General features: G+C 72.1%; 20 protein-coding genes. 8 read left to right on the top strand and 12 right to left on the bottom strand.

All coding sequences use genetic code 11. The annotated features are described in order from the left end of the window. Positions 1–2 precede the first annotated feature (2 nt). From HP445_RS02400 to HP445_RS02380, 5 genes are all read right to left on the bottom strand, one after another. The gene (locus tag HP445_RS02400) at positions 3–584 is read right to left on the bottom strand and encodes a GNAT family N-acetyltransferase (RefSeq protein ID WP_111030920.1); all 582 of its coding nucleotides are present in this window, start codon (positions 582–584) and stop codon (positions 3–5) included. Positions 585–731: 147 nt separating this feature from the next. Beyond that, positions 732–2,330, bottom strand: a complete 1,599-nt coding sequence (locus HP445_RS02395; protein ID WP_128781448.1) for a dihydrolipoamide acetyltransferase family protein — start codon at positions 2,328–2,330, stop codon at positions 732–734. Positions 2,331–2,371: 41 nt separating this feature from the next. Then, positions 2,372–3,331, bottom strand: coding sequence for an alpha-ketoacid dehydrogenase subunit beta (locus HP445_RS02390; protein WP_128781637.1), 960 nt, complete (start codon positions 3,329–3,331; stop codon positions 2,372–2,374). Positions 3,332–3,417: 86 nt separating this feature from the next. Then, a complete protein-coding gene (locus HP445_RS02385) occupies positions 3,418–4,554 on the bottom strand; it encodes a thiamine pyrophosphate-dependent dehydrogenase E1 component subunit alpha (protein ID WP_027464965.1) in 1,137 nt (378 codons plus the stop codon). A gap of 23 nt (positions 4,555–4,577) precedes the next feature. Further along, the gene (locus tag HP445_RS02380; protein WP_128781447.1) at positions 4,578–5,657 is read right to left on the bottom strand and encodes a histidinol-phosphate transaminase; all 1,080 of its coding nucleotides are present in this window, start codon (positions 5,655–5,657) and stop codon (positions 4,578–4,580) included. 60 nt (positions 5,658–5,717) lie between these two features. Between HP445_RS02380 and HP445_RS02375 the strand changes: the two genes are divergently transcribed. From HP445_RS02375 to HP445_RS02355, 5 genes are all read left to right on the top strand, one after another. After that, the gene (locus HP445_RS02375) at positions 5,718–6,116 is read left to right on the top strand and encodes a phage holin family protein (protein WP_071404898.1); all 399 of its coding nucleotides are present in this window, start codon (positions 5,718–5,720) and stop codon (positions 6,114–6,116) included. 47 nt (positions 6,117–6,163) lie between these two features. Continuing rightward, the gene (locus HP445_RS02370) at positions 6,164–6,676 is read left to right on the top strand and encodes a low molecular weight protein-tyrosine-phosphatase (RefSeq protein WP_017886476.1); all 513 of its coding nucleotides are present in this window, start codon (positions 6,164–6,166) and stop codon (positions 6,674–6,676) included. Continuing rightward, positions 6,673–8,058 carry an adenylosuccinate lyase gene (gene purB / locus HP445_RS02365; protein ID WP_128781446.1) on the top strand — a complete coding sequence of 462 codons (1,386 nt, stop codon included), beginning with the start codon at positions 6,673–6,675 and terminating at the stop codon, positions 8,056–8,058. The genes HP445_RS02370 and purB overlap by 4 nt, the downstream gene beginning before the upstream one ends. 166 nt (positions 8,059–8,224) lie before the next feature. Continuing rightward, entirely contained in the window at positions 8,225–9,430 is a 1,206-nt protein-coding gene (locus HP445_RS02360; protein ID WP_128781445.1) for a hypothetical protein, read from the top strand. Between the two features lie 2 nt (positions 9,431–9,432). Beyond that, positions 9,433–10,239, top strand: coding sequence for a L,D-transpeptidase family protein (locus HP445_RS02355; RefSeq protein ID WP_217499663.1), 807 nt, complete (start codon positions 9,433–9,435; stop codon positions 10,237–10,239). Positions 10,240–10,304: 65 nt separating this feature from the next. Here the strand turns inward: HP445_RS02355 and HP445_RS02350 are convergent, their stop codons facing one another. Beyond that, positions 10,305–11,219: a LysR family transcriptional regulator gene (locus HP445_RS02350; RefSeq protein ID WP_128781444.1), complete on the bottom strand. Its 915-nt coding sequence runs from the start codon at positions 11,217–11,219 to the stop codon at positions 10,305–10,307. A 72-nt stretch (positions 11,220–11,291) separates the two neighbouring features. Here HP445_RS02350 and HP445_RS02345 point away from each other — a divergent pair, with 72 nt between their 5' ends. Next, positions 11,292–12,260 (top strand): EamA family transporter, encoded by a 969-nt coding sequence (locus HP445_RS02345; RefSeq protein ID WP_128781443.1) that lies wholly within the window; start codon positions 11,292–11,294, stop codon positions 12,258–12,260. Here HP445_RS02345 and HP445_RS02340 read toward each other — a convergent pair. Together HP445_RS02340 and HP445_RS02335 are read right to left on the bottom strand one after the other, a co-directional pair. Continuing rightward, the gene (locus tag HP445_RS02340; protein ID WP_128781442.1) at positions 12,229–13,206 is read right to left on the bottom strand and encodes an epimerase; all 978 of its coding nucleotides are present in this window, start codon (positions 13,204–13,206) and stop codon (positions 12,229–12,231) included. The two genes, HP445_RS02345 and HP445_RS02340, sit on opposite strands and share 32 nt — an antisense overlap. 1 nt (position 13,207) lies before the next feature. Continuing rightward, entirely contained in the window at positions 13,208–13,876 is a 669-nt protein-coding gene (locus HP445_RS02335; RefSeq protein WP_128781441.1) for a DUF4166 domain-containing protein, read from the bottom strand. A 47-nt stretch (positions 13,877–13,923) separates the two neighbouring features. On the opposite strand from HP445_RS02335, the gene HP445_RS02330 reads away from it, so the two are divergent. Next, positions 13,924–14,838, top strand: a complete 915-nt coding sequence (locus tag HP445_RS02330) for a cation diffusion facilitator family transporter (protein WP_111030904.1) — start codon at positions 13,924–13,926, stop codon at positions 14,836–14,838. Between the two features lie 217 nt (positions 14,839–15,055). Here the strand turns inward: HP445_RS02330 and HP445_RS02325 are convergent, their stop codons facing one another. Then, positions 15,056–15,661 (bottom strand): hypothetical protein, encoded by a 606-nt coding sequence (locus tag HP445_RS02325; RefSeq protein WP_128781440.1) that lies wholly within the window; start codon positions 15,659–15,661, stop codon positions 15,056–15,058. A gap of 120 nt (positions 15,662–15,781) precedes the next feature. After that, positions 15,782–17,071 carry an MFS transporter gene (locus tag HP445_RS02320; RefSeq protein WP_128781439.1) on the bottom strand — a complete coding sequence of 430 codons (1,290 nt, stop codon included), beginning with the start codon at positions 17,069–17,071 and terminating at the stop codon, positions 15,782–15,784. Between the two features lie 81 nt (positions 17,072–17,152). Here HP445_RS02320 and HP445_RS02315 point away from each other — a divergent pair, with 81 nt between their 5' ends. Then, the gene (locus HP445_RS02315; RefSeq protein WP_175330769.1) at positions 17,153–18,031 is read left to right on the top strand and encodes a LysR family transcriptional regulator; all 879 of its coding nucleotides are present in this window, start codon (positions 17,153–17,155) and stop codon (positions 18,029–18,031) included. A gap of 72 nt (positions 18,032–18,103) precedes the next feature. On the opposite strand, the gene HP445_RS02310 is transcribed toward HP445_RS02315, so the two are convergent. Both HP445_RS02310 and HP445_RS02305 read right to left on the bottom strand, forming a co-directional pair. After that, a complete protein-coding gene (locus HP445_RS02310; RefSeq protein ID WP_146237731.1) occupies positions 18,104–18,880 on the bottom strand; it encodes a hypothetical protein in 777 nt (258 codons plus the stop codon). Further along, positions 18,870–19,415 (bottom strand): RNA polymerase sigma factor, encoded by a 546-nt coding sequence (locus HP445_RS02305; RefSeq protein WP_128781635.1) that lies wholly within the window; start codon positions 19,413–19,415, stop codon positions 18,870–18,872. The genes HP445_RS02310 and HP445_RS02305 overlap by 11 nt, the downstream gene beginning before the upstream one ends. Positions 19,416–19,502 lie beyond the last annotated feature (87 nt).

Raw genomic sequence — 19,502 nt, 5'->3', positions numbered from 1 at the left:
GGTCAGGCGTTGGCGACGAGCCAGGCGAACTGCTCGTCGGAGAGCAGCCGATCGGTCCAGACCTGCCCCTCGACGCCGGCGGCCGCACGGTTCTGCGCGGCTGGAGCCCCCTGCCACACCAGCGACAGCCCGGCACGACGCAGCACGGCCGCAGAAGCAGGGTTGTTCGTGAGCACCCGGCCGGTCACCGGGACGTCCGGAGCGGTATCGGCGGCGGCACGCACGGCAGCGAGGGCGATCTCGGACGCGAAGCCCTGCCCCCATGCCGCGGGCGCCAGTCGGTAGCCGAGGTTCCAGACCCCACCGGCGGTCATGTCGACCCCGCCCACACCGACGAAGGCGTGGTCGGAGGCGCTGCGGACCGCCCAGGACCCGAGGCCGTGGCGTGCACGACCGCCGATCTTGCGCTGCACCATGTCCACGCTCGAGCTCCGCGCCACGTGCCGGCCGGTGGGCAGGTGCTGCCACGTGCGGGCGTCCGAGAAGAGCGCGTGCACGTCGTCGATGTCGGCCGGGGTCAGCGGGGTGAGCAGGAGGCGATCCGTTCGGATCTCCTGCGAGGGGGTCAGGAGCTGGTGGACCATGCACCGATCATGCCGCCGACCCCCGACATCCGTGTGAACACCACGCGACGTTTGCGGAAGCCCGCAGATGGTGAGCAGGAATGGTCGGGTGGCTCGAAGCAACCCGACCATTTCTGCTCACGAAGCGGAACGACCGAACGACCGACGCTAGTCGAGCAGGAGCGCGGGCTCCTCGAGCACCGAGGCGACGTCGTGCACGAAGCGGGACGCCACGTCACCGTCGACGACCCGGTGGTCGAACGACGCACCGATGGTGGTCACCATGCGCGAGCGGACCTCGCCGTCGACGACCCACGGCTTCGGCTTGATCGTGCCCATGGCGACGATCGCGACCTCGCCCGGGTTGAGGATCGGGGTCCCGGTGTCCATGCCGAACACGCCGATGTTCGTGATCGACACCGTGCCGTTCGCCATCTGCTTCGGCGTGGTCTTGCCGTCGCGGGCGGTCAGGGTGAGTTCCTCGAGTGCCTGCGCCAGCTCGAGCAGCGACATGTCCTGCGCGTCCTTGATGTTCGGCACGATGAGCCCGCGCGGGGTCGCCGCGGCGATGCCGAGGTTCACGAAGTGGTGGACGATGATCTCGCGGTCGGTCCAGGTCGAGTTCACCGAGCGGTTCCGGCGGACGGCCCAGATGACGGCCTTCGCGACGATGAGCAGCGGCGAGACCTTGACGCCGGCGAACGTCGGCGAGGCCTTGAGCCGCTTGACGAACTCCATCGTGTGGGTCGCGTCGACGTCGACGAACAGCGACACGTGCGGTGCCGTGAACGCGGACGTGGTCATCGCGGTCGCGATGGCCTTGCGGACGCCCTTGACCGGGATCGTCTCGCTGCGGACCTCGCCCCACTCGGGCGTCTCGATGTTCCGGAAGACGCTGGCCTGCTTCGCGTGCCGGATGACGTCGTCACGGGTGACCTCGCCGGCCAGACCGGTCGCGACGATCTCGGTCAGTTCGACGCCGAGGTCCTTCGCGAGCTTCCGGATCGGCGGCTTCGCCAGCACGTTGGTCGCGGTGCTCTGCTTGTGCGCGGAGCCCGTGCCGAGGGCGCTGATCGCCTCGGCGGTGCTCTCCTCGCCCGGGTCGACGGAGGCTTCGGCCGCCGCGGCGGTGTCCACACTGGAGGCGCGGCTCGCCTCGGCCGCGAGCGCTGCGGCCCGGCGGGCGCCCGGCTTGCGACGGGAGGGCGACGAGGTCGCCGAGCCGTAGCCGACGAGGACGGCACCGGAGGACTCGTCCGTGCCCTGGACGGAGGCGTCGACCGCGACCGGCTGGACCGGCGCCGCCGGTGCGGGTGCAGGGGCAGGCGCTGCCGGTGCGGGGGCAGCGGCGCGTGCCGGCACCGCCGCGGGAGCGGGAGGGGTCTGCGCGACCGGAGCCGACGGGGCGGCAGGGGCCGGCGGGGTGGACGCGCCCATGGGCGAGACCGGGGCGGTCTCGGCGACGGGCGCCGCGCCTCCCGACTGTTCCGCAGGCGGCGTGAGGGCCGCACCGGAGGCGACCGAGGCGTCCGAGTCGACGCGGATGATCGGCTTGCCGACCTCGACCGTGTCACCCTCGGACACGAGCAGGCCCGTGACGGTGCCGGCGAACGGCGACGGCAGCTCGACGAGCGACTTCGCGGTCTCGATCTCGACGAGCACCTGGTCGACGGCGATCTCGTCCCCGATCGCGACGCGCCACTGCACGATCTCGGCCTCGGTGAGACCTTCACCCACGTCGGGCAGGGGGAATTCGGCGGCGGCCACTACGGCTCCTTCGCGGATCTGGTCGTGCTCGGTCGGACGGGTCAGTAGGCGAGGGCGCGGTCGACGGCCTCGAGGATGCGGTCGGCATCCGGCAGGTGCAGGTGCTCGAGCTTCGAGACCGGGAACGGCACGTCGAAGCCGGAGACCCGCAGCGGCGGTGCCTGCATCGTGTAGAACGCCCGCTCGGCGACGGTCGCGGCGATCTCGCTGCCGACGCTGACGAAGCCCGAGGCCTCTTGTGCGATGACCAGGCGACCGGTCTTGCGGACGGAGGCGAGCAGCGGCTCCCAGTCGATCGGCGAGATCGAGCGGAGGTCGATGACCTCGCAGCTGGTGCCTTCGGCCTCGGCGATGTCCGCCGCCTGCATCAGGGTGGCGACCATGGCGCCGTGCCCGACGAGCGTGACCTCGGTGCCGGTGCGGGCGACGCGGGTCGTGTGCATCGGGACGTGGCCGTCGACCAGGTCCACCTGGCCCTTGGGCCAGTAGCGGGACTTCGGCTCGAGGAAGACCACCGGGTCCTTCGACGCGATGGCTTCCTGGATCATCCAGTAGGCGTCGTTCGGGGTGCTCGGGCTCACGACCCGCAGACCCGGGGTGTGCGCGAAGTACGCCTCTGGGGACTCCTGGTGGTGCTCCACGGCGCCGATGTGGCCGCCGTAGGGGATGCGGATGACGACGGGCAGCGACATGTGCGCCGGCAGGCGGTTCGCCATCTTCGCGAGCTGCGAGGTGATCTGGTCGAACCCGGGCCACACGAAGCCGTCGAACTGGATCTCGACGACCGGGCGGTAGCCGCGCAGGGCGAGGCCGATCGCGGTGCCGATGATGCCGGCCTCGGCGAGCGGGGTGTCCCGCACGCGCTCGGGCCCGAAGCGGTCCTGCAGGCCCTCGGTGATGCGGAAGACGCCGCCCAGCTGGCCGATGTCCTCGCCCATCAGCAGGACCTTGTCGTCCGCTTCCATGGCCGCGGCGAGCCCGGCGTTGAGGGCCTTGGCCATCGGCAGGGTCGGGGTGGGGTCGCTCGGGACCTCGCCGGCGCCCGGGTGGGAGCGCAGGGTGTAGTCGAAGAGCTGCTCGGTGGTGCTCATGCGTGGGCGCCCCCTTCGAAGCCGGCCTCGTACTGGGCGAGCCAGGCCTTCTGCTCGGCGATCCGCGGGTGCGGTTCGCGGTACACGTTGTCGAACATGACGTCGACGGACGGTGCGGTCAGGGCGACGGTGCGGCGTCGGACGTCGGCGGCGATGTCCTCGCCCTCTTCGTCGAACGCGGCGAACTGCTCGTCCGTCGCACCCTTCGAGCGGAGGTACGCCTCGGACCGGACGATCGGGTCGCGCAGGACCCACTCCTCGAGCTCGCCGTCGGCGCGGTACCGGCTCGGGTCGTCGGAGCTGGTGTGCGCACCGATGCGGTAGGTGTCGGCCTCGATGAAGGCCGGGCCCTGGCCGCTGCGGGCGTGCTCGGTCGCGACGACCGAGGCCGTGTAGGACGCGAGGATGTCGTTGCCGTCGATCAGGACGCTCGGGATCCCGAAGCCGCGCGGGCGGTCGACGAGCGGCGTCGGGGACTGCACCGACACCGGCACCGAGATGGCCCAGTGGTTGTTCTGCAGGAAGAAGACGACCGGGGCCTTGGTCGACGCGGAGAACACGAAGGCCTCGTTCACGTCGCCCTGGCTGGTGGCGCCGTCGCCGAAGTAGACGATCGAGCAGGCGTCGCGGTCCGGGTCGCCCGTGCCGACGTCGCCGTCGAGCTTCTGGCCGAGCGCGTACCCGGTGGCGTGCAGGGTCTGCGAGCCGATCACCAGGGTGGAGATGTGCGTGTTGCCACGCTGGTCCGGGTCCCACCCGCCGTGGGTCTGCCCGCGGTACATCGCGATGATCTCCATCGGCTCGACGCCGCGGTGCATCGTGACGGCGTGCTCGCGGTAGGACGGGAACACGTGGTCCTGGGCGCGCAGGGCGAAGGCCGAGCCGGTCTGTGCCGCCTCTTGCCCGTGGCTGGGCACCCACAGGCCGAGCTGGCCGGTGCGCTGGAGGTTGTGGCCGGCGTGGTCGAACCGACGGGTGAGCACCATGCGGCGGTGCATCGCCAGCAGGGTCTCGTCGGGGATCGCCCGCGCGGCGGCGGCGAACTCGGCGTTCTCGTCGGTCTCCACGAACCGACCCTCGGGGTCGAGGAGCCGGACGGTGGTCGTCGCGGGAGCCGCGGCGCGGAATGACATGCGGGCCAGCGTAGCGCCAGGCACTAGTCGGCCACCTGGAGGTCCCCCACAAGTGAGCGGGCTGTTTGGAGGAGCGTTTCCACAGCTTCGTGCTCGCCGATCGAGATGCGGATGCCCTCTGGCGGGAAGGCCCGGACGATGATGCCGGCGTCCTCGAACGCGGCCGCCGCGGTCGCCGTCCGCTCGCCCGTCGGCAGCCAGAGGAAGTTGCCCTGGGCAGCGGGGACGTCCCAGCCCTGGGCTCGGAGCTCGACGACGATCCGGTCGCGCAGGGCCGCGATCTCGGTCACGCGCTCGAGCAGCTCGGCCTCGCGTTCCAGGCTGGCGAGCGCCGCCGCCTGGCCCTGGGCGGTCACGGACAGCGGGATGGCGCAGGCCCGGACGGCGTCGAGCACGTAGTCCGGACCGAGCGCGTAGCCCACACGGAGCCCGGCGAGCCCGTACGCCTTCGAGAAGGTGCGGAGGACCACGAGGTTGGGGTGCGCGGCGAGCAGCGGGTGACCGTGCACGGCGGCCTCGTCGGTCACGAACTCGGCGTATGCCTCGTCGAGCACGACCAGCACCGACTGCGGCACCGCGGCCATGAACGCGTCGAACTCCGCGGCGGTCACGATCGGCCCCGTCGGGTTGTTCGGCGAGCAGACGAGCACCATGCGGGTGCGTTCGGTGACGGCCGCGGCCATCGCGTCGAGGTCGTGCCCACCGTCGGCGCGGTTCGGCACCTGCACGCTGGTGGCGCCGGCGACCGTGACGACGCCCGGGTACGCCTCGAACGAGCGCCACGCGTAGACGATCTCGTCGCCGGGGCCCGAGGTCGCGCGGGCTAGTTCGTGCAGGATCGCGACACTGCCCGGGGCGACGTGCACCTGCTCGGCGGTCAGCCCGAAGCGGTTGGCCAGCACGGCGCGCAGGGCGAGGGCGGTGGCGTCGGGGTAGCGGTTGTACGAGGTCTGGGCCTGCACGGCCTCGACGACCCCGGGAAGCGGCGGGAACGGGTTCTCGTTGCTCGACAGCTTGAAGGCGGAGTCGGACGCCTGTCGCCCCTGCTTGTACGCGGGGAGGACGGCCACCTCGGGCCGGATGTGCACACGCTGCTCGCTCACGGGTTCAGGCTACCGGCAGGCCCACGGCACCCACGAGGGGAACGAGGGCATCATGGGCGCATGCGATTCCTCGTCCGCCTCGTCGTCAACGCCCTCGCGCTCTGGCTCACCACGCTCATCGTCAGCGGCGTCTCCGTGACGCCGTTCGGCGACGGCGGGACCACTGCGACCGTCCTCACCTTCCTGCTCGTGGCGTTCGTGTTCGGTCTCGTGAACGCGGTGATCGGAACGCTCATCCGGATCGTGGCGTTCCCGCTCTACATCCTCACGCTCGGGCTCATCTCGTTCGTCGTGAACGCGATCCTGCTGCTCATCGTCGCGGGCATCTCGGAGGCGTTCGGCTTCGGGCTCGAGGTCGACTCCTTCGGCTGGGGCATCGTCGGTGCCTTCGTGCTCGCGGTCTTCGCCTGGCTGATCGGGCTCTTCGCCCGCCCGGTGCTCAACCGCCAGCGGGCGTGACCCCGGCGGACCTCGCGGAGGACCCCGCCCTGCGTCATGATGTGCTCATGACCCAGGACGTCGACGCCCCGTTCCGCGTCTCGTTCGTCTGCAGCGGCAACATCTGCCGCTCCCCCATGGCCGGTGTCGTCTTCGCGCAGATCGCCGCGGACGCCGGCTTGGCTGACCGGTTCCAGGTGGAGTCGGCCGGCACCGGTGACTGGCACGTCGGCGAACCCGCCGACGAGCGCACGATCGCAGCGCTGGCGGCGCGCGGATACGATGGCAGCAGGCATCGCGCCCGTCAGTTCGACCCGGACCGGTTCCCGGACCTCGACCTGGTGGTCGCACTCGACCGCTCCCACGAGCGCATCCTGCGTTCGTGGGCCCCGACCATGGACGACTCCGCCAAGGTGACGCTCCTGTTGCGGTACGACGCCGCCTGGCCCCAGCAGGCCGACGTGCCGGACCCGTACTACGCGGACCGGCACGAGTTCGACCGAGTGCTCTCGACCGTCGAACGGGCCTGCCGGGCGCTCTTCCACCAGCTCGAGCCGGCAGTCCGTCAGGGAGCCCCATGACCCCCCTTCCCCCGCAGCCGATCAGCCCGCTCGACGGGCGCTACTACCCGATCGTGCACACGGTGGGCGAGCACCTCTCCGAGGCCGGCCTCAACCGCGCGCGCATCGTGGTCGAGGTCGAGTGGCTCATCTTCCTGACCGACCACGCGATGTTCACCACCTCGCCGCTCAGCGTCGACGACAAGGCAGCACTGCGCCGGATCGTCGACACCTTCGGCCAGGACCAGATCGCGGAGCTCGCCGAGATCGAGGCGACGACCCGTCACGACGTCAAGGCCGTCGAGTACTTCGTGCGCCGCCGGCTGTCCGAGCTCGGGCTCGACGCGATCGCCGAACTCACCCACTTCGCTGCCACGAGCGAGGACGTCAACAACCTGTCCTACGCACTCACCGTGCGGGACACCGTCGACCAGGTCTGGCTGCCCGGCTTCCGTGCCGTGCTCGAGAAGCTCCGGACGCTCGCCGTCGAGCTGAAGAGCGTGCCGATGCTCTCGCACACCCACGGTCAGCCGGCCACCCCGACGACGCTCGGCAAGGAGCTCGCGGTCGTCGTCTACCGGCTCGAGCGCGTGCTCGCCCAGATCGAGGGCGGCGAGTACCTCGGCAAGTTCTCCGGCGCGACCGGCACCTTCTCGGCACACCTCGCCGCCGACCCCGAGGCCGACTGGCCCGCGCTGTCCCGCGAGTTCGTCGAGGGCCTCGGCCTGACGTGGAACCCGCTCACCACGCAGATCGAGTCGCACGACTGGCAGGCCGAGCTCTACGACCGGGTTCGTCACGCCAACCGGATCCTGCACAACCTGGCCACCGACGTGTGGACCTACATCTCGATGGGGTACTTCACGCAGATCCCCGTCGCGGGTGCCACCGGGTCGTCGACGATGCCCCACAAGATCAACCCGATCAAGTTCGAGAACGCCGAGGCGAACCTCGAGATCTCGTCGGCGCTCTTCTCGACGCTGTCCGAGACCCTCGTGACGAGCCGGCTGCAGCGCGACCTGACGGACTCCACCACGCAGCGGAACATCGGCGTCGCGTTCGGGCACTCGCTGCTCGCGCTCGACAACCTGCGCCGCGGACTGGGCGAGATCGCCGTGAACGAGGCCAAGCTCGCCGACGACCTCGACCACAACTGGGAGGTCCTCGCCGAGGCGATCCAGACGGTCATCCGCGCCGAGGTCACGGCCGGGCAGTCGAACATCGAGGACCCCTACGCGATGCTCAAGGAGCTCACGCGCGGCAAGCGGGTGAGCCAGCAGGACCTCATCGTGTTCGTGAACCGTCTGGACATCTCCGACGGCGCGAAGGCTCGCCTGACCAACCTGACGCCGGCGACCTACACGGGCCTGGCGGACGAGCTGGTCGACCACCTCGACGTCTGAGCACGACGGACCGGCGGCCGGACGGTCGTCGGTCCGTCATCGGATCCGCGTCCGGGGGGTGCGGAATCCTGAGCGGTTCGATAGGTTCGTATCGCTGAGTACATCTCAGCACGGGGGGCGTCGCAGTGGATGCACCCTGTCCACTGACCGGATGGATCTCCACACCGTGCTTCGTTCTCGCATCACCGCGGCCGCCGTCGGCGCCACCGTGCTCGGCGTCTCCGCCGCCCTCGTCCCGACGGTCTCGACCGCCCTGGTGACGAGCACCGCTGCTTCGGCCATCGTCACCTGGACCGACTCGGCCGACGACTTCACCGCCGCGCCGACCGGTACCTTCCCGCTGACCGACCAGTGGTACTGGGCGTCCGTGACCGACCTGGACGGTGGCGGTTCGATCACCGACCACGCCACGCTGGACGAGGACGGCCTGTCCGTCTCCGAGGGCGAGGCCGTCGGCCTGGTCCGCGGCCTGAACGAGCCCGTGCCCGCGAGCAGCGTCCCCGCCCTCGCCGCCGGCATCAGCATGACGACCACCGGGGCGACGAGCTTCGGTCTCGCGGTCAAGGAGGGCGGCGACGCCAGCGCGCAGACCGTGGTCTTCGCCACGGACGCGCCCGAGACCGGTGACGGCGTCGGCATCTCCGACGGCACCAGCAACTGGATCGACCCCGCGACCGGCGAGGTCGAGTCGACGACGGAGCTCACCGCCGACCTCGAGGCCGCCGACGCGCAGGTCGTCGGGTACGTCGTCTACGTCGGCATCGACGTCGCCGCCGACACCACGGCGCCGCCGACGCCCGAGCCGACCGAGACGCCCGCTCCGACCGACGAGCCCACCCCGGCACCGACCGTCGACGGCACCCCGGCACCGAGCGCGCTGCCCAGCAGCGAGCTGAAGAGCCTCGCTGCCCCGCTCGAGGCGAACGGTCAGTCCCTCGCCGCCGACGCCAGCGGTTCGATCTCCGCGCTGCGCATCGACGACACCACGACGTACTTCACGCCGCAGCCCACCGCGACCATCGACGCCCCGACGTCCGTGCGCGTGTCGCAGACCCTCACCGGATTCCAGGTGACGGGTGCAGGCTTCGCCCCGAACGAGTCCGTCGCCGCGACCATCACGCAGGGCGGCGAGACCTACTCGATCCGCACCAACGCCTCGGTGGCGGACGACGAGGGCGACATCGTCGTCGTGGTGGTCCTGCCCGAGGGCGCGGTGAGCGCCGGCGCGTACACCGCCACGCTCGAAGGCCGGTCCTCGAGCCAGACCGCTTCGGCCGATGGCACCTTCATCGCCGACCCGGCCGCTGCCGGTGACCCGGGCACGGCACCGGTCGCCGTCCCGGTGCCCGGAACGGCGAACTTCACGGGCTGATCTTGCCGATCCTCCCGACCGAGCCACGGCGGCGTGCGACTGTGATCGCCGCCGCCGTGGCCGTCGTCTGTGCGGGGGCCGTCGCGTTCGTCGCGCTCGGTCCCCTGTCAGCAGCGCCCGCCCCGACACCGACCCGGTCCGTCGCGGCACCGACGCCGACCCCCACGACGACACCGGAGCCGACCCGGTCGGCAGCACCCGTCGACGCGGTCGACGCCCCGGCCAGCACCACCGTCGCCGCCGTGACCGGCGCGTCCGTCCCGGTCAGCGCGAGCGCGGGCGGCAAAGCGACACAGACGCTCGAGAACCCGCAGGCGTCCGGAGCCCCGCTCGTCTTCCGGGTCGTCGACCAGCAGGACGGCTGGGCCGAGGTGCAGCTCGCACAACGCCCGAACGGCAGCACCGGCTGGGTGCCGACCAGCGCCGTCACCCTGACCGAGGACCCGTACGCGATCGTCGTCACCCGCTCGACGAAGACGCTCGACCTGTACAAGGACGGCAAGGTCGTCGACAGCTACCCCGTCGCCACCGGCACCGGCGGCACCCCGTCGCCGACCGGCCGGTTCGCGCTGACCGAGCTGCTCGCGCCGACCAACGAGGGCTACGGCCCGTACGCGTACGGCACGACGGCGTTCTCGGACGTGCTCAACTCGTTCGGCGGTGGCCCCGGCCAGATCGGGCTGCACGGCACGGAGGACACGTCGAGCATCGGCACCGCCGCCTCGCACGGCTGCATCCGCATGCACAACGACGACATCACGGCGCTGGCGGAGCGCCTGCCGCTCGGCACGCCGTTCCAGGTGCGCTGACGTTCCAGGTGCGCTGACAGGCGGCCTGGAGGCACGGCGTGCGCCCGGCAGTGGGCGCCACCGTCTCAGGTGGTGACGTCCAGGGCCACGGCGACCAGCGCCTCCAGGACGGTGCGCACCACGGGACGGACGGCACGGTCGGGGCGGACCAGTGCCTCGATGCGGCGTCCGGCACGGACGTCGGCGAGTTCCGCCAGGTGGAAGCGCCCGGCGGCCCGCGTGCCCGACGTGTACCGCGGGACGAGGGCGATGCCGTGGCCGCCCGCCACCAGGTTCTCGATGACCGGTAGGTGGATCGTGCGGAACGCGACACTCGGCGGGGTGTCGGTCGCCGCGGCCATGGCGTGCAGCACCCGGTCGATCGGGTAACCCTCCGGCACGCCGATCCACCGTTCCCCGACGACCTCGTCGATGCCCACGCGTGCGCGGCCGGCCAGGGCGTGGCCGGGCGGCAGGGCGACGTCGAGGGGTTCGCGGAGCAGCAGCACGGTGTCGACCGATCCCTGGTCGGCCGGGCGGACGCCGTCGGACCGGTGCCCGACGACCACGTCGTGGTCGGCGGCGAGCGGTGCGAACTCCCCCTCGCTGACGTCCACGTCGACCAGGGTCAGCGCGATGCCCGGGTGTGCCTGCATCCGGGTGAGCACGCCGGGCAGCAGCAGTTCCGCCGCCGACGGGAAGATCGCCAGGGACACCGGTCCGGTCGTGCCGCCGAGGTGCTCCTGCCAGGCGGCGTCCACCCGCGCGATGGCGGTCGCGACCCCGGACGCCAGGCCCGCGAGCACTTCGCCGTGCGGGGTCAGCCGGACGCCGCGCCCGACGCGTTCGACCAGCGGGACGCCGACCTGCCGCTGCAGGGTCTGCAGCTGCTGGGAGACGGCGCTCGGTGTGCGGTGGGTGGCCTCGGCGACGGCCGTGACGCTGCCGCGCTCGGCGAGCTCCCGCAGGACCGCCAGCAGCTGCACGTCGAAGTCGACCATGCAGGGACCCTACATCGTGGTTCGCGAAGGTTTCGATGGACCTACAACGTCGGGCCCGGGACGATGAAGAGCATGACCACCCGGGACCGCCTCCTTGCCGTCGTCGTCGCCGTGGTCTGGGGACTGAACTTCCCCGCGACGGCACTCGCGCTCGAGCACTTCCCGCCGTTCCTGCTCGCCGCGCTGCGGTTCACGATCCTGGCGGTCCCGACACTGCTGTTCGTGCCGCGGCCGCGCATCCCCTTCGGGCGGCTGCTGCTCGTCGGCCTCGGGCTCGGCGTGCTGCAGTTCTCGTTCCTGTACCTGAGCATGGCGTCCGGCATGCCGTCGGGGCTGGCCTCGCTCGTGCTGCAGGCCTCCGCGCCGTTCACGGTGGTGCTGGCCGGGGTGTTCCTGCGCGAGCGGCTGACCGGCCGGCAGGTCGTCGGGGTCACCGTCGCCGTGGCCGCCCTCGCCGCGATCGCCCTGCACCGCTCCCAGACCGCCGCGCTGCTGCCCGTCGTGCTCGCGCTGTGCGGTGCGCTCGGGTGGGCGATCGGCAACGTCGCGACCCGGCGCGCGGGGGCCGCGAACCCCCTGCACCTGACCCTGTGGTGGTCCGTCGTGCCGCCCGTACCGATGGCCGTGCTGTCGCTCGTGGTCGAGGGCCCGGACCGCATCGGCACCGCTCTCGGTTCGGCGTTCACGTCGGCCGCGCTGCCCGCCGACCTCGGCCTGCTCTACATCGTGGTCGTCGCGACCCTGGTGGGCTACGGCATCTGGTCGCGGCTGCTGGCGGCCTACCCCTCGAGCACGGTCGCGCCGTTCTCGATGCTCGTGCCCGTGGTCGGGGTGCTCGCGTCGTGGGCGGCCTTCGGCGAGGTGCCCGACCTGGTCGAGGTGCTCGCTGGCGCGGTCGTCGTGGCCGCCGTGCTGTGGTCGTCGCGACCGGCGCGGGACCGCGGGCCGCGGCCGGGCCGGAACCCGGCGCCGACCCCGGCCCCGATCGACGGGGTCCCGGTCCCGGCGCTCAGCCCCGGTGCTGGCGACGCTCCGCGATGATCCCGGCGAGCGCCCCGCGCAGGTGCGGGTACCGGAACTCGTAGCCCGCCTGGGTCAACCGGGTCGGCACCACCCACCGGCTCTTCAGCACGAGTTCGGTCTCGGTGCGGATCGCGAACGACCCGAGCTCGAGCATCCACCGCCAGGTGGGCACGCCGAACCGGCGCCCGACGGCGTCGCGGAGGGTGGCCATCACGGTGCGGTTGTCGGACGGGTTCGGGCTCGAGATGTTCACCGGCCCCTCGATCTCCGGGTGGTCGCGGAGGAACCGGATCGACCCGAGGACGTCGGCGATGTGCACCCAGCTGAAGCGCTGCCGACCGTACGTGGGCCGGTGGTGGTGGTACGTGCCGGCGCGGAGCCGGGAGCGCGTCGGCACCCACGGCCCGTCGTACTGCGGCCCGCCGAGGCCGGCCTGCGCGAGCCGGAGGAGCGGCAGCAGGGCGCTGCCGTCGCCGAACACGATCGCCATCCGGAGCGCCACACGACGGGTGCCGGGCAGGTCGGCGCCGAAGAAGGCGTCCTCCCACGCGCGGGCGACGGAGACCGAGAACCCCTCGCCGATCTCCCCCGTCGCTTCGTCCTGCGGGCGGTCGTCGGCGTGCCGGTAGATCGTCGCCGTCGAGGCGTTCATCCACAGCGGCGTCGGGTGCTCGGATGTGCGGATGGCCTCGGCGAGCTCGAGCGTGGTGTCCACCCGCGAGCGCATGATCTCCGCACGGTTGCGTCGGCCGTAGCGGCAGTTGACGCTCTTGCCCGCCATGTTCACGACCATGGCGGCGCCGTCGACGAGTTCCCGGATGCGCATGGTGTTGCCCCACACGGCGTCGCCGGTCCGGCCGATGGTGACGACCTGGTACCCCTCTTCCGTGAAGGCGTCCCGCAGGTACCGCCCCACGAAGCCGCTCGCTCCCGCGATCACGACGCGGCCCTTCTGGTCGCTCATCTCATCCCCGTTCTGTGTCCGGCGCGATCTCGTACCGGAACGCCCCCTCGTACCGGTACAGCGTGCCGAGCACCGGCGCCGTGAGCACCAGGGACACGCGCTGCAGGTCGGCTTCGTCATCGAATCGTTCTGTGAGCGTCACACGCGGGCTCAGGGCGGCCGGGAGGCGCAGATCGCGTCCCAGCGCACGGAACGTCACGCGCGTGGAGACCAGGCGCAGGGCGCCCGCGTCGGGACCGTCCACGTCGACCTCCGCCCGGAGCCGGGCGCTGACGCGCCCGTGGCGACCCAGGTGGTCGACCAGGCCGTCGGGTTCTGCGGTGATGGCGTCCACCATCGTGCGGCTCCCGGAGCGGAACCGGAAGGTGCGGTGCGCGCGGACGGCGACCCGGGCCTCCGGGCTGACCCCTGACCCGCGGCGGACGCGAGCCGGCCGGTTCTCGACCGTGAACGGGACGTCCCGCTCCCAGACCGGGAACATGACGGAGTCGCGGGCGAACACCGCGAGCACCGGCCAGAGCCACCGACGTGGGGTGCCGACGACGTCGAAGACACCCTCGCCGCGGCCGACGTGCCCGGGCCGGATCTCGCCGAAGTACGTGCGGAGCCGCGGGTGCAGCCGGGCCAGCACGTCCGGCGGTGTGGACAGCTCGTAGGGCGACCGGCTCACGGTTCGATCCTGGCATGTCGTCAGTGCGGATCCCTACGATGTCGCACATGGGACACGACCACGGGCACGGCGTCGGGCACGCCTCGGAGCGCGCCCTGCTCATCGCGTTCTGCATCTCGGCGGGCATCCTGCTCGCCGAGGTCGTGGGCGCCGTGGTCACGGGTTCGCTCGCGCTGCTCGTCGACGCCGGGCACATGGTCGTCGACACCGGCGGACTCGGCATCGGGCTCGTCGCGACGCGGCTCGCCCGCCGGTCCCCGACCGCGCAGCGCACCTGGGGCTTCCAGCGGGCCGAGGTCCTCGGGGCCACCGCGCAGGCCGCGATCCTGCTTGCAGTCGGGGTCTACGTGATCATCTCGGCGGTGCAGCGGCTGTTCGTGCCGGAGGAGATCCACTCCGGGCCGCTGCTCGTCTTCGGCATCGTCGGACTCGTCGGCAACCTGGTGGCCTACGCGGTGCTGCTGCGGGCCTCGGGCGAGGGGTTCACCTCGCGCGCCGCCCGGCTCGAGGTCCTCAACGACACCCTCGGCTCGGTCGCCGTCATCATCGCCGCGGTCGTGCTCATGCTGACCGGGTGGGAGCGGGCGGACTCCGTCGCGGCGATCCTGATCGGCCTGCTCATCCTGCCGCGGGCGATCCGGCTGCTGCGCGAGACCGCGAACGTGCTGCTCGAGTCGACGCCGCCGGGGCTCGACCTCGACGACGTGCGGGGTCACATCCTCGAGCTCGACCACGTCATCGCGGTGCACGACCTGCACGCGACGCTCGTGGCGACCGGGGTGCCGAACCTGACCGCGCACGTGGTCGTCGACGACCACTGCTTCTCGACGGCGCACGCCCCGGCGATCCTCGACGAGCTGCAGCGGTGCGTGGCGGAGCACTTCGACGTGCCGGTGGAGCACTCGACGTTCCAGTTGGAGCCGGTGTCGCACCGGCGGCACGAGTACGAGGTGCACGCGTAGGGGTCCGCGCTCGGGCGCGCGGGCGTGCGGGCGTCGCGATCGGGGGCGCTGCGGCGGGGGTGGCGACGCCGAACGACAGGGTCGACGTCGTACGACGACGACATCGTCGCTTCGTGCACACGCGGACTGTTGCGTGGCACCGGTTGCGACAGGGCCGATGTCGGACGTCATCGGCGGTGTCGTTCGGCGTCAGTGGGCAGCGCCGCCGCCCGCCCGGTCAGCAGTCGTCGGTGCGCGTGGGGTAGGCCGTGATCACCCGGTCGGTGGTGGCCGAGACGATCACCTTGACCCAGGGCTCGTCGTCGGGGCGTGAACCGTCGTCGAACCGGACGGGTGCGGCGTAGCAGACCTTGCCGTCGCCGGCGTCGAGCGGGAACCCGGTGCGCGGGTCCTCGAGCGCCGTCTGCACCGCGGTGAGCATGGCGTCGTCCCAGTCGCGCGAGCCGTGCCCGGTGACGACGTCCTGCCAGTCGGCGGTGTGCCGCACCCGGATGTGCTCGTAGCCCTGGGCAGCGGTGCCGCACTGCAGGGTGACGCGGCCCAGGGCCTCGGTCTCGTACTGCGCGACGGCCGCCTGGCTCGTGGTGTCGCACCGGCCGAGTGCGGTGCTGCCGGGCATGTCCGGCCCGGTGCGGGTGATCGTGACGGTGCCGTCACCGGCGGCCGTCGGCGCGTCGCTCGGCGTCCGTGACGCCGAGCCGGCACCGATGGTCGGGTCGTCCGCGCCCTGCCGTGCCGTCAGGAACAACCCGCCGGCGAGGAGACCGGCGGCCACCACGGCCGCGACGCCGGTGAGCACGGGACGGTTGCGGTTCCGGGGCACGCGCCCAGTATGCCGGGAGTTCGACCGCACGACGGAACCAGGCTCCGGACACGGCACCGCGCGATCGCGTGGTTCGGTGTCCGGAACCTGGTTCCGGGCGGACGGGAGGCCCGCCACACGTCAGGCGCGCGCGGCCAGCCGGGTGCCGGCGACGACCGCCAGGACGGCGACGAGCACCACGTACCCGATCAGGACGGGGAGCGTCGGGATCACCAGCAGCGCCGCCCCCACGGCCACGACCGGCACGGTGAGCCCGGCGTAGGCGATGAGGAACGTGGCGGCGAGCACGCCGCCCCGGCGCTCCGGGCCGACCAGTGCTGCGGCGCTGCCGATCGCGGCGCGGAACAGCAGGCCGACGCCGGCTCCCGCGACGACCCCGCCGCCGATGAACCCGGCGACCTGCAGCAGGACCGCGGCGACGGCGAGGACGACCAGGCCGACGACCAGGAGCAGCATGCCGAGCCGGATCTGCGCACGCTGCGACAGCCGGGCGAAGACGATCTGCGAGAGCGCGCTCGCGGCGAAGACCCCGAAGGTCGTGGCCCCGGCGGCCAGGCGGTCGGTGACGTGGAAGGTGGTGCCGAGGAAGCTCGGCGCGACCGAGGTGAAGAGGCCCTGCACGGCGAGCGCGGCGAACGCCGCTGCCCCGGCGGCCCAGAACGCGGCACCCTGCCCCTCCGGCGCCTGCATGCGCTGCGGGCGGTAGGCCACGGGCTGCTCGGGACGGTCGACCGTCTCCGGTGCGGCCAGCACCAGCACGAACGCGACGGCCAGCGCGATGACGAACACCACGTACGGGACCATGAGCGGCTGCCCGACGAACTCGGCGAGTGCTCCGCCGGCAAGGGCGCCGAGCGACAGGCCACCGAGGTTCACAGCCCCGGCAGCGACGCTCGCACCCTTCGCGGAGTCGCTCGACCCGGTGGCACGGACCCGGAGCTCACCGAGGTGTGCCGTCGCGGTCGCCGTCAGCGTCCCGACGCCGAGGCCGGTCACGAGCCGGGCGACGATGAGGCCGGTGACGTCGTTCCAGAGCAGGAACAGCACGGCGGCGACGAGTTCGAGGGCGATCGACACCAGGATGAGCGGACGGCGTCCGTGCACGTCGCTGAGGTGCCCCGCCAGGTACAGCGACCCGACGACCCCGACCCCGTACGCCGCGAAGATCACCGTGGTGGTGAAGGTCGGGAAGCCGTCGCGGGCCTGGTAGATGACGTACAAGGGCGCGGGGACGGTCGCGAAGGCCATCACCGCGAGGAACGCGAAGGCGACGACCCAGAAGCCGAAACCGTGGCGCCGACGAGTGTGGGCACGGCGTCCGCGCGGGGCGACGACACGGTCGCTCGCGGATGCGGGAGCGGCGGTGGTGGCGGGGACGGTGCCCGTCGGGGTGTCGGTGACGGTTGACATGCTCCGATGATCGCGCTCGCGGTGCATCGAGTCCAACGGATGCGCTTGATGTGCACGATCTATCTGCTCGATACTCGGACGATGGAGACCCGACTGCTCGAACAGTTCGTCACCGTCGCCGCCGAGGGCAGCGTCACCCGGGCGGCGGAACGGCTCTGGGCCGCGCAGTCCACGGTGTCCGCGGGCATCGCCTCGCTCGAGCGCAGCTTCGGCGTGCGGCTCTTCGACCGCACCGGCCGACAGCTCGTGCTGACCCCCGCCGGCGAGGACCTGCTCCCCAACGCCCGCGCGGTGCTCGAGTCCCTCGACCGGATGCGCGACCTGGCCACCGCCGACGACGCCGACCTGCGGGGTCGGGTGCGGCTCGGCATCTTCACGAGCATGGACATCGTCGACCTGACGGGCGTGCTGCAGCGGTTCCGGCGGCAGCACCCGCTCGTCGCCGTGGAGCTGATGACCTCGCCGTCGGGGACGACCGGGCTCGTGCAGGACCTGGTCGCCGGGCGGCTCGACATCGCCTACACGGGCCTGCCCACCGTGCCCGCCGGCGTCGTCGTGGAGCCGTTGCGGGAGATGCCGTTCCGGGTGTTCACCGCGGCGGACCACCCGCTCGCCGGCCGGTCGTCGGTGTCGCTCGCCGAACTCGCCGACGAACCCTTCGTGGACACGGCGCACGGGTTCGGCAACCGGATCATCCTCGACGGGGCACTCGAGCGGCTCGGCATCCGTCGGCGCATCGTCGCGGAGATGAACGACATGCCCGCCGTGATCCGGTTCGCCTCGGCCGGGCTCGGCGTCGGGGTCGTGCCGGACTCGGGCGTGCGGTACGACGGAGCGGTGCTCGATCTGGAGGACGAGGTCGACCCGCTCCGCATCGGTCTGGCGGTCCGGACGTCCCCGGAGCCGAGCCGCGCGGTCCGGACGCTGGCGCGCGACATCGTGGCGGCGCGGGTGGGGTGACCCAGCGCCGGTGGGTGGATCCCACCGACGGACTGGAGGCACGGGTCGGGTCCGCCACGTGCCTCCGGGCCGTCAGTCCCCCCAGAACGTCGCGATGAGGGCGGGCAGGAGCCCGTCGGTCGGGACGTTGGTCTGTTCGATGGTGATCCAGGTGTCACCGCGGGCGAAGTACGTGTAGGCCTTCTCGACGCCGTACGGCTCGACGATCCCGCGGGACTGGCAGAAGGTTCCGCCGTCACGCTCCGTGCAGGTCCCGCCGCCGTCGTACGCGGGGAACTCCTCGATCTCCCGCTGGATGGTCGCCTCGGTGGCGGTCCCGGCCCGGACCTCGATCCCGGACACGTCCGCACGCGGGTCACGCCACGAGCAGGAGACCTTCGACTGGGTGCCCTCCGGGTCTTGACCGTCCGGCACTCGATCGGTACCCGACGGTGGGTCGGCCTGCGTCAGCGGGGTGTCACCGAAGAAGCGGTCGTAGTCCTCGGCGGGGACCAGCGCGCGACAGTCCGTGGGGATGGTCGCCGCGGCGGGGGTCGGTGTCGACGTCGGGGTGGGCTTCGGGACCGGGGCACCCGTGATCGGGGCGGAGCTCGGCGTCGTGGAGGACGGCGCGGGCTCGGGCTGCTGGGTCTGGGTGGGAGCGGCGACCGGGTCAGCGTTCTGCTGCGACAGCGTCAGGGCGACGGCGCCGGTCGCGGTGCCGACGGCGAGCAGCGCGACGACACCGATGACGATCCCGGACCGGCCACGACGACGCTTCGGGAGCGGGGTGGCACGTTCGAGGACGTTCTGCTTCATCGAGACGAGCATGCGCTGCAGGTCGTCTCCCTGCGGAGGCTCAGTGTTCATCGTGCATCACCACCTTCTTGAGTCGTCGACGGTTGCGGGACACCCGCTGGGTGACCGCGCCGACCGTGAGTCCGAGGAGTTCGGCGGCCTCGGCGTACGAGTGCCCCTCGAGCAGGCAGAGCTCGCAGATGCGGCGGTCGAGGTCCGGGAGCGCGGCGATCTCGGCGCGGACCCACCGCAGGGTCTCGCGGGCCTCGTCGTGGTCGGCGGGCGAGGCGAGGTGCTCCGGCAGCTCGTCCGTGCGGCGCCGGGCCTGCTTGCGCCCGGTGTTGAAGGCGTGGTTGCGGCACACGACGAGCAGCCACGGCAGCACCGTGTCCGCCGGCAGCTCGAGGGTCGCGGCGCGCTGCCAGAGCGTCAGGAACGCGTCCTGCACGATCTCCTCGACGTCGGACCGGTCGTCGACCAGCGCCCACGCGTAGCGGGTGAGGGTGAGGGTGGCGGCGTACCGGTCGAACGCCCGGGCGAGCGCGCCGGTGTCTCCCTGTGCCATCGCACGGACGAGTCCTTCGTCCGTGTCGGTGCCGGTCGTCACGTCCACATCCCACCTCCTTCACTCAGAGGTGTCGGCAGGACCCGCGATCCTGACAGGACCGTGGCGGATTCGTGATCTCGGGCGTGT

The sequence above is a fragment of the Curtobacterium flaccumfaciens genome (genome assembly GCF_013359815.1).
GTDB lineage: Bacteria > Actinomycetota > Actinomycetes > Actinomycetales > Microbacteriaceae > Curtobacterium > Curtobacterium flaccumfaciens.
The sequence above is the reverse complement of the archived record's forward strand: the minus strand, read 5'-3'. Positions and strand labels throughout refer to the sequence as shown.

Coding starts and splice junctions, on each gene's coding strand:
- HP445_RS02390 (WP_128781637.1), bottom strand. CDS start 3,331: ATGGCCAAGGCCCTCAACGCCGGGCTCGCCGCGGCCATGGAAGCGGAC.
- HP445_RS02350 (WP_128781444.1), bottom strand. CDS start 11,219: ATGGTCGACTTCGACGTGCAGCTGCTGGCGGTCCTGCGGGAGCTCGCC.
- HP445_RS02320 (WP_128781439.1), bottom strand. CDS start 17,071: ATGTCAACCGTCACCGACACCCCGACGGGCACCGTCCCCGCCACCACC.
- purB (WP_128781446.1), top strand. CDS start 6,673: ATGACCCCCCTTCCCCCGCAGCCGATCAGCCCGCTCGACGGGCGCTAC.
- HP445_RS02345 (WP_128781443.1), top strand. CDS start 11,292: ATGACCACCCGGGACCGCCTCCTTGCCGTCGTCGTCGCCGTGGTCTGG.
- HP445_RS02375 (WP_071404898.1), top strand. CDS start 5,718: ATGCGATTCCTCGTCCGCCTCGTCGTCAACGCCCTCGCGCTCTGGCTC.
- HP445_RS02370 (WP_017886476.1), top strand. CDS start 6,164: ATGACCCAGGACGTCGACGCCCCGTTCCGCGTCTCGTTCGTCTGCAGC.
- HP445_RS02315 (WP_175330769.1), top strand. CDS start 17,153: ATGGAGACCCGACTGCTCGAACAGTTCGTCACCGTCGCCGCCGAGGGC.
- HP445_RS02310 (WP_146237731.1), bottom strand. CDS start 18,880: ATGAACACTGAGCCTCCGCAGGGAGACGACCTGCAGCGCATGCTCGTC.
- HP445_RS02385 (WP_027464965.1), bottom strand. CDS start 4,554: ATGTCATTCCGCGCCGCGGCTCCCGCGACGACCACCGTCCGGCTCCTC.
- HP445_RS02400 (WP_111030920.1), bottom strand. CDS start 584: ATGGTCCACCAGCTCCTGACCCCCTCGCAGGAGATCCGAACGGATCGC.
- HP445_RS02340 (WP_128781442.1), bottom strand. CDS start 13,206: ATGAGCGACCAGAAGGGCCGCGTCGTGATCGCGGGAGCGAGCGGCTTC.
- HP445_RS02330 (WP_111030904.1), top strand. CDS start 13,924: ATGGGACACGACCACGGGCACGGCGTCGGGCACGCCTCGGAGCGCGCC.